Here is an 8,540-nt window from a genome sequence, read left to right on the forward strand (position 1 = left end):
GCGGGGTGGAGCAGCCCGGTAGCTCGTCAGGCTCATAACCTGAAGGCCGCAGGTTCAAATCCTGCCCCCGCAACCAAACACAAACCCCCGCCCGCATAACGCCGGCGGGGGTTTTGCTTTTGGGGCCGCGGTCCGGCCGGGAAACCGGCCGGCGGCGCTCAGGCTAGAGGTGCCGTCCGATATAGGATCACCTTGATGCCGCCATGCAGCACTGGTGCGCCGGTGGGCAGGAAGGAGAGGTCGGTCACTTTGGCCAGGGCCGGTTCATTGGTGATGATGCCGACGCGCCAGCCGTGGAAGCGCTCGCGCAGCACCCTGCCCAGGCTGCCATACAGGGCATAGAGCTGCTTGGTGTCGCCGATGCGCCCGCCATAGGGCGGGTTTACGATGACCAGGCCGGCCGGGCCGTCGGGCGGGGTCAGGTCGCTGATGGCTTGGCGCCGGAAGTCGGTCCAGTCCGCCACGCCGGCCCGCATCGCGTTGTCCTGGCTCATCTTCACGGCGCCGGCGTCACGGTCGCTGCCATGGAAGCGCATGGTTGGTGCGGTAAGGGTTGCGGAGGCTTTCAGCGCATCCCAGGCGGCGGCGTCGAAGCCGGCCAGCCTCTCGAAGGCGAAGGATCGGGAACGACCAGGCTTGAGGCCGGCGGCGATCTCCGCCGCCTCGATCACGAAGGTGCCCGAGCCGCACATGGGATCGACCACGGGCTCATGGCCGTCATAGCCGCACTGGCGCAGGAACAGGGCGGCCATGGTTTCCCGCATGGGGGCCTTGTTCACCGCCTCCTTATGGCCGCGCTTGTGCAATGACTCGCCCGATGTGTCGATGCTGAAGGTGCAGAGGTCGTCATCGATGCGGGCCTTGATGACGATCTCGGCATCGTCCGCGATGGGGGCGCCCAACTCTTCCGACAGGGCGCGGGTGATGCGCTCCGCTGCGGCGCCGGCGTGGTAGATGCGGGACTTGGTGCAGCTGGCCTCCACCTTCACCGGCACGTCGGGCCGCAGGAAAGTCGCCCAGGGGAAGCGGCGGGCGCGCTTGTCCAACTGCGCCAGGTGCAAGGCGCGGAAGGAGCCGATGCGCACCAGCACGCGGGTGGCGCCGCGCAGCTCCAGGTTGGCGCGCCAGATCTCCGTCCAGCCGCCCCGGGTGTTGACACCACCCTTGCCGGGCTGCGGGTCGGTGAAGCCGGCCGCCATCATCTCCGCGCACAGCGCGGATTCCAGGCCGGGTGTGGTCACCACGTAGATATCAAAGTCTTCACGCTTATCCATGGCGCTTTGATATCGTGCCGCCCCCCTAGCCGGCGAGGGCTTTCTCGCCATGGCTTCCGTGCCGGCGGGGCAGGGTTCAAGACCCGGGCGGTCCGAACCAGGCGGTCAGCGCCTCCTCCAGATCCTGGTCATCCGGTTGCCCCACCCAGGCCACGTAGCCATCGGGGCGGATCAGCACGCTGGCCGGAGCGGGGACGGGGCCAAACGCGGGCAGTTCCCACGGCCCGTCATAGCTGGCGTCAACCCTCTGGAGCCGTCCGCCCCAGGGAGTGAGGTCGATGCCAGCGCCCGGCCCGAGGGTGAGGAACACCGGCCGCGCCCGGTGCAGGTAGGTATAGAGCCGGCGGGGGCCATCGGCCGTGATCAGGTCAAGGTCGGGCATGCGGTGCCCCAGCAGCGGATGGCCGTCGCCCAGGTCATAACGAACGGCCAAGCCCGATATCTGCGCGGCGACGTGCTGGCGCGGGGCGTCCATGGCCATGAATTCCGAGATGAGCTGGCCCAGGGCCTTGGAGCGGTCGTCCTGGCGCTGCAGCGCCACGGTGGCCATGGTGATGAGCAGCACCCGTGCCGCCACCGGGTGCCGTTCGCGGTGATACGTGTCCAGCAGGGCGGCAGGTGCCGTCCCCTTGACCACTTGGGCTAGTTTCCAGCCCAGGTTAACGGCGTCCTGCACCCCGATGTTCAAGCCCTGGCCGCCCATCGGGGGATGGACATGCGCCGCATCGCCGGCCAGCAATACCCGCCGGTCGCGGTAGGCGGCGGCCTGCCGCGCCATGTCGGTGAACCGGGAAATCCAGGTCGGGCTGTGAATGCCGTAATCGGTGCCATAAATGGCGATCAGCGCCTGCCGCACCTCACTGAGCGTGGGGGGGCCGCCGGACTTGAGCTCCCGCTCGGTCAGCACGATGCGGACACGGCCGGCATCATCCATTTTGCCCATCCCATGGGTGCCGGTGGCGTCGGCGCGAAAGCCCCATTCGGGCTCTTCCCTCCATTCGGCCTCGGCGATCAGCCAGCTTTTGGTCGCGTCCCAGCCGGGGAAGTCGATACCCGCCTCTTTGCGGACGAGGCTGCGCCCGCCGTCGCAGCCGACGAGATACCCGGCGCGCAGCCGCCTGCCACTGGACAACGCGATGTCAACACCTTCCTCGTCCTGGGTGAAGCCCGTGACCTCACACCCCCGCAGGATGGTCACGCCGAGTTCACCGGCCCAGTCGGCCAGCAAGCGCTCGATGTGATTCTGCGACAGGGCCAGGAAATACCGATGCCGGGTGGGGAGGTCGCTGAAATCCAGGGTGGGGCCATGGAAATGGCCCACCGGATGGGTTTGCCCCAGCGCCAGGAAACGGTCGGCGATGCCGCGCTGGTCCAGCACCTCGATGGTGCGGATGTGCAGGCCGCCGGCCCGCATCCCCGCCAGATCCTGATTGGGGCGGCGTTCGACGACGATCGCGTCGACGCCCGCCAGGGCCAACTCGGCGGCCAGCATCAGCCCCGTGGGGCCGCCACCGGCGATGACCACCGCATGATCCTGTCGCGTGCCTTTATCCATCTGCCCAGCCTCCTTGTTTCGGAGGGCGGGACTTTATGAACCGGCAGGGCGATCAGGCAATTCTTGAACTCAACTCTTTCAACGCCATCTATAAGTTGAGCGGAGGCAGGGCCACCCGCTCGACCCTCACGTCTATGGCCGCTGCTGTGGGGCCTGAAGCAGCGCGTACAGGCAGTGCGAGGCCGCGCGCCGCGCCTCTTCCCCGGTGATGGCCGCCGCCGCCGGGTCCGTTCGCCGCCGCATGGCCAGCCAGCTGATCGCTTCGATACCGGAACGAGCGAAGGCTTCCACCGGTCCGTCACCTGCATATCGGTGGGCGAACCAGGTGACGATATCGGCGAGATAGGGTGCGCGGTACTGTTGGGTAAAGGCCGTTTTCAGGCTGGGGATGTCGTTGGCGGTGCGGTCGAAGAGGACGATCAGGCGCCAGGCGGCGGCCAGGAAATCGTATAGCTCGGTCGCGATGCCCGCCGCCTCGTTCTCAAGCTGGGATAGCGGCGAGGGATGGTCCAGGGCGGCCCGCAGCGCCGGCCAACGCGGCCAGGAACGGACGATGGCCTCGATCGACAGGACGGTTTCCGCGAGATCGTCCACCGCCACCGGCAGGGGCAGATCGTCCAGCGATATGCCAGCGGCGTGCAGCGCCGCGATATGAAACAGGGCTTCCTTGCTCTCGACATAGCGGTAGGCGGCGGAGGGCGACATGCCCAGTTCCGCCCCGATATCCGACATCTGGGTCAGGCGAAAGCCGCGTTGGGTGAAACACTGCAACCCCGCCTCGGCGATCTCACGGAGCGGGCGTAGTCCCAGCCGGCTCGATCTGCGCATCTCTCACCCTCCGTCCCCAGCCAGCCCATGTCCACCCCCTGGCGAGCAGGAGCGGATTATGTCGGCGGCGGGGGAGAATAGCCGACGGTTCCTTGGGCGTCCTTCATGAACATCGCCAAGCCTCTATGACGTCAGTGGAAAGCAGCCGAACGGCAGGAGGACCGTGCCAAAGGCTTGTCCAGGCGGTATCATGAGTGTATCAGTGATTCACTCAGTTATGAACCTTGCGACGGTTATGGTAAAATTGATCCTGAAACGCATGGGCCCGGCCACTCTCCTGTGGGCCACCTTCCTGTGGGCCGCTGTGCCCGCCGCGGAGGCCGCCCCCGTAGGGCTGACCTATCGCGAGGTACCGCTTGCCAGCGCGGCGGCACGGCGTAGCGATCATCGGCCATTGCTGGATCTCACGATCTGGTATCCGGCGGTGGGGGGAACGGCGCAGGAGGAGGTGGACGTCGGTCCGCCTGGCCAGGCGTTGCTGGTGGGCGGGCCGGCCGCCATCGATGCGGAGCCGGCACACGGGGCGCATCCGGTCGTCCTGCTGTCCCCCGGCTTCGGTGGCAGTGCCGAGGATTTGTCCTGGCTGGGTGGTGGATTGGCGGCGCGCGGCTTCGTCGTCGTCGGGGTCAGCCATCCCGGCAACAACGCGCTGGATCGCACCCCGGTGGGTGGAACCGCCTGGTGGGAGCGGCCGCGCGACCTGATCGCCGCCGCGCGCGCCATGGCGACGGATCCGGCGCTGGGCCCGCACCTCGACCTGGGGCATGTCGGCGCGGCCGGCTTTTCCATGGGCGGCATGACGGCGCTGGCCCTGGGCGGCGCCGTCATCGATCCCGGACATTTCGATGATTTCTGCGCGGGCAAGCCGGCGGACCAAGTCTGCGACACCGCCCCGGAAACGCCGGATGCGCCCCATGTCACCCAGCGCGCCGGCATCCATATGCTGGGGCTGGACCAGGCGGCCGCCCGCGCGTCGGAAGGCGCGGCCCTTCCGGGTTTGCGCGCGGTCCTGGCCATCGCGCCGCCTGTGCAGATGCTGTCGCCGGAAAGCCTGGGCCGCATCACCGCCCGGACCACTCTGATGGTGGGGGACAGCGATCCGCTGGTGCCCGCCGCCACCGAGGCGGGGGTGGCGGCGCGCCTGGTCAAGGACGCGCGATTGGTGATGGTGCCAGGGGCGGCCCACTACAGCTTCGTGGGCATCTGCACGCCCCATGGCCGGACGGTCCTCAAACTTTGCGAGCGGGCGCCAGAGGCCGAGCGCGCCCATACGGCTGCCCTGACGGAGGCGGTCCGCCTGTTCCAAGACACGCTGTCACCGGGCGGGCGGCCCTAACTGGCCCTTTCGTCCAGGTGGCACCCGTCACATCCTGCGGTGGCGGCTGGCCCGCCTTGCCAGTTCTCAACGACAATAAACCCCCTGGGAGGAATGATATGCAGAGCGGTCGTAGGGACTTCCTGAAGCTCGGTGGCGGCACCTTGGCCATGCTGGCCCTGCCGCAACCCCTGGTCGCCGCGACCGGAACCAACCAGCCTATCATCGATGTGCATCTGCACGCCTATCCGGCATCGATGCGCTTTGAGAAGCCCATCGTCAATCCCATCACCGGGGCCAAGAGCCCCATCCAGACCGGTGCCGACCATCTCACGGCTTGCTTGGCGGAGATGAAGCGCCTGAACGTGGTCAGGGGCGTGGTCAGCGGAGGCGATGGCGACCGGTTGCAAGCGGCCGTGGACTGGCACGACCGGGACGCCGGCCGCATTCTAGTGGGCGCCGGCATCCGCGGATCGGCGGACACGCCCCTGCCGCCGCTGGAGGAACTGCGCAAGCTGCATGCGCAGGGCAAGCTGCAGGTGCTGGGGGAACTGACCTCCCAGTATGCCGGCCTGCCGTTGAGCGACCCGCTGTACGACCCCTACCTGTCCCTGGCGGAAGAACTGGACATTCCGGTGGCTCTGCACACCGGTACCATGCCCGAGGGCACCACCTTCGACCCCTGCTGTCGTACCGCCCGGGCCCGCTTCGGCAATCCCGAATATGTCGAGGAGGCGCTGAACAAACATCCCAAGCTACGCCTTAACCTCATGCATTGCGGCTGGCCCTACCTGGAAGACACCATGGCCATGCTGATGCTGTATCCCAATGTCTATGCGGATACGGGCGCTATCGACTGGCTGCTGCCGCGGCCGGCCTTCAATGACTATCTGAAAGCCCTGGTCGACGCCGGATTCGGCAAGCGCATCATGTTCGGCACAGACCAGATGTATTGGCCCGATGCCATCGGCCTCGCCATAGACCGTATCAAATCGGCCCCCTTCCTGACGGAGGACCAGAGGCGTGACATCTTCTACAACAACGCCGTCCGCTTCTACAAACTGGGCTGAGGGTTTCGCCTCGACAGCCGCCGGGCCGGCCACCCGGCGGCCTTGCCGCGTCAATAGCTCAGCGTCACCGAGACGTGGCCGAGTTCCCCCTTTTCCGTGGCGCCCGGCAGCTTGCGCAACTGCCAACCGTAGGCGAACTTCACCGTGAGATAGGTGCCGTAGGTGTAGCCCAGGCCCACACCGGTGCTGGCCAGATTGACGTTGTCGCTCTCCCCGGCCGGGATGTTGCGGTTCCACAGGCTGCCGTAATCGAAGAAGGCCAGCAACTGCAGGGCGTCATCGGGGCCGCGTTGCACCAGCTTGAAGGTGCGGCTGCGCAGCTCTGTGCTGATCAGCACGCCTTGGTCACCGTTCACCGCGCGCTCGTCATAGCCGCGCAGGATGTCGGCGCCGCCGGCGCCCAGTTGTTCCGTGTCGAGCAGGGCGCGGTTGCTCAGCTGCCCCACCACGCGGGTAGCCCACACCGCGTCCTCCGGCAGCTTCACCAAGCGGTTCAGCTCGCTACGGACATAAAGATAGTTGGCCTTGGCGCCCAGGCGGCCGGACTGGTTGTCGCCCGGCTGGAACGCGGCGTTGGTGTTGTCCCCGGTCAGGCCGCCTGGGCTCCACACCAGGGTGTTGCTCCACCCCGTGCTGCCCCAGGCATCACCCAGGATGGCGTTGTAGTTGGCGGAGAACTGGTTGATCTCCGTCGCCGTGCGCGAAATCTGGACGCCACCGAAGGCCAGGTTGTTGTTGGTGGTCTTGAAATCGTAGCCGAATTCCAGCTGGTGGGAGAAATCCGGCGATCGCGCCAACGGGATTTGATAGCGCAGGCTGGCCTGGCCGCTCTTGCCCACCAGGCCGAAATCATTGCCCACATTGGGCACGCTTTCCTCATAGCTGCCGAAGATCATTAGCCGGTCCTGCCACGGCAGGGGCGCCAGCCAGCTGAGGGAATGGCCGACAAAGGACGCGTTCCGCCCGCCCGGCCGGTCATGCCAGAAATCGTTGCTGGTGGTCAGCTGATAGGACAGCTGCTCATCCTGCCAGAAGGCGTTGCCCCAGTTGAAACCCAGGTTCCAGCGGTCGCGGCCCGTGCTGGGCGCGCCGCTGTTGTCATAGCCGGCGTAGACGCGCAGGGGGAAACGGTCGCGGGTGGACAGCACCAGATCGGTGGTGCCCGGCGTGGCACCTGGGCGGTAGACCAGATCCACCTGGCGGAAGGGGTTCTCATTCAGGCCGTTGACCTCGCGCAGCAGCCGCTCCCCCTCCACCCGGTCGCCGGGGCGGGCGCTGATGTGACGGGTCAGCAGGGCGCCGTCGAACCACTCGTTGCCCTCAGCCGCCACCTGGCCCACCGTGAATTCGCGCACCACCACCTGCACGGTGCCGTTGTCGATGTCCTGTTCCGGCACCAGCACGTCGACCAGCGGATGGTCGTTGTCGCGGTAGAAGGCGACGATGCGGCGGGCCAGCTCATTCAGGTCCGCCAGCCGCAGGGGCTTGCCGATATAGGCCTCGGCGATAGGGCGGAAGCCGGGGCGGTCCAGGATGTCGATGCCGCCGGTGTCCACGCCGGTGACGGTGCTGCCGTGCGGCTTCACCGCGGCCGGCGAGGGCACGAAGGCCAGGCCCTTCAGCTGAGGCAGGATCACCCGGTCTGACTCGGGCGCGGGGGCGGCCGGCATGGGCGGCTGTGGCGCCTGGTCCGCCGGTGCCTTGGCGGGTGGCTCCTTGGGTGCGATGCGCTCATAGCTTTGCGCCTGCGCCCGCACGGACGTCAGTGACAGGCCGGCCAAGAGCAGGGCGGTGAGAACGCGAGCCGGAGGGACGGGCATGGAATTCCTGGGCATGGAGGCGGTCGTGGGAGAAGGAATGGCGGGCGTGGGGGCGCAGGGGACGGTCATGGCGCGCTTCAGCGCCACCGCTTGGCGATGTCGAACTCCGTCTCATCCGTCCCATCCTGGTGGGCGGCGGAGAAGGTCGAGGTGTTGGTGATGGTGCCGCTGGCCGTGGCGGGTGGCGCCAGGTAGATGACGCGATAGTTGCCCTGCGAGTAGTCTGAACCCACCAGTGGCTGGGTGGGGGTGAAGGGCACCTTGCCGGAGGGCTGGTCCACGAAGTGGGTGGAGGACGGCACCTCGGGCACCACCACGGGCGGCGACGTATCTGCCTGCACCGTCAGGGTGCCGGAGACGTAGCTGATGAGGTAATTGCCGGACGTGAGGCCGCCCGGCGTGATCGTGTAGGTACCGGCCGCTGTCCCGCCACCGTTGTAAACCAGGCTGCCGCCCAGGACGGCGGCCGTTTCGCCATTGACGAAGCCGTTGTACCTGGCGCCGTAGGCCGGCGTGCCGCCGAAGGCGATGGTGACGTCGTTTGCGGTGACGGTCAGGGCCGCCTTGTTCACCGTCAGGGGTCCGGCGACATAGCTGATGTCGTAGTTGGCGGCGGTAAGGCCGCCGGGGGTGAGGGTGTAGCTGCCGGCGTTGGTGCCGGCGCCGCTGACCGTCAGG

Annotated in this window: 7 protein-coding genes; 2 read left to right on the plus strand and 5 right to left on the minus strand. The window is 67.4% G+C overall.

The window, feature by feature from the left end; genetic code table 11:
• Positions 1-158 precede the first annotated feature (158 nt).
• From FBZ88_RS27715 to FBZ88_RS27725, 3 genes are all read right to left on the minus strand, one after another.
• Positions 159-1,274, minus strand: coding sequence for a THUMP domain-containing class I SAM-dependent RNA methyltransferase (locus FBZ88_RS27715; RefSeq protein WP_145620231.1), 1,116 nt, complete (start codon positions 1,272-1,274; stop codon positions 159-161).
• A 76-nt stretch (positions 1,275-1,350) separates the two neighbouring features.
• Complete coding sequence (locus tag FBZ88_RS27720) at positions 1,351-2,829, minus strand: FAD-dependent monooxygenase (protein ID WP_145620232.1); 1,479 nt, start codon at positions 2,827-2,829, stop codon at positions 1,351-1,353.
• Positions 2,830-2,961: 132 nt separating this feature from the next.
• Positions 2,962-3,657, minus strand: a complete 696-nt coding sequence (locus tag FBZ88_RS27725) for a TetR/AcrR family transcriptional regulator (RefSeq protein ID WP_145620233.1) — start codon at positions 3,655-3,657, stop codon at positions 2,962-2,964.
• Positions 3,658-3,901: 244 nt separating this feature from the next.
• Between FBZ88_RS27725 and FBZ88_RS27730 the strand changes: the two genes are divergently transcribed.
• Positions 3,902-4,993 (plus strand): alpha/beta hydrolase family protein, encoded by a 1,092-nt coding sequence (locus tag FBZ88_RS27730; RefSeq protein ID WP_211102829.1) that lies wholly within the window; start codon positions 3,902-3,904, stop codon positions 4,991-4,993.
• 98 nt (positions 4,994-5,091) lie between these two features.
• Positions 5,092-6,042: an amidohydrolase family protein gene (locus tag FBZ88_RS27735; protein WP_145620235.1), complete on the plus strand. Its 951-nt coding sequence runs from the start codon at positions 5,092-5,094 to the stop codon at positions 6,040-6,042.
• A gap of 50 nt (positions 6,043-6,092) precedes the next feature.
• Here the strand turns inward: FBZ88_RS27735 and FBZ88_RS27740 are convergent, their stop codons facing one another.
• Positions 6,093-7,862, minus strand: coding sequence for a ShlB/FhaC/HecB family hemolysin secretion/activation protein (locus FBZ88_RS27740; RefSeq protein ID WP_186464629.1), 1,770 nt, complete (start codon positions 7,860-7,862; stop codon positions 6,093-6,095).
• Between the two features lie 77 nt (positions 7,863-7,939).
• The coding region (locus FBZ88_RS30425; RefSeq protein ID WP_186464630.1) for an MBG-2 domain-containing protein at positions 7,940-8,540 on the minus strand (601 nt) is incomplete at its 5' end.

The organism is Nitrospirillum bahiense (assembly GCF_007828025.1).
Taxonomy (GTDB): Bacteria; Pseudomonadota; Alphaproteobacteria; order Azospirillales; family Azospirillaceae; genus Nitrospirillum; species Nitrospirillum amazonense.